This window comes from Alkalibacterium sp. s-m-28 (assembly GCF_054658175.1).
Genome location: NZ_BAAGIQ010000294.1, coordinates 1 through 392, shown reverse-complemented (window position 1 = coordinate 392; position 392 = coordinate 1). Strand labels below are relative to the sequence as shown.

Below are 392 nucleotides of genomic sequence, written 5' to 3'. Positions count from 1 at the left end.
AATAACGGTTTCCTGACTTAGACATCGGTGTCTTTTCTTTTTGATAGTTACCAGATTGATGTTTTGGCCAATAAAGACCAGCGTATTTTGCCAGTTGAGCTTCATGGTTAAATCGGTCAATTTGACCCACTTCAGCGATAATGCCTGCGGCATAAACAGGTCCAATTCCTGGAATGCTTAACAATGTTTTGCGCTATCGATGGTTTCCATAATATTCTCAATGGCTTTATCAATGATTTTTATTTCTTGTTCAAATCCACGTATCACACGCATTTGAACACCTAGATTGATATCAATACTGTCTTGTGCTAGTTTGCCTAAGCGATAAGAGTCTGAGACAGATTTTCTAATGACTTTAGCTAATTTGACAGGATCTTTAAAGCGTCCTCGCC

The 392-nt window shown here is 38.5% G+C and carries 1 protein-coding gene and 1 pseudogene; both read right to left on the bottom strand.

All coding sequences use genetic code 11. From position 1 onward, the window contains the following. On the bottom strand, window positions 1-184 hold a 184-nt coding region (locus ACYQ4S_RS12390), incomplete at its 3' end, for a transposase (RefSeq protein WP_459771478.1). Then, window positions 178-392 (bottom strand): annotated as a pseudogene (locus ACYQ4S_RS12385) (IS110 family transposase); the annotation flags it as partial. The gene ACYQ4S_RS12390 and the pseudogene ACYQ4S_RS12385, both read right to left, overlap by 7 nt.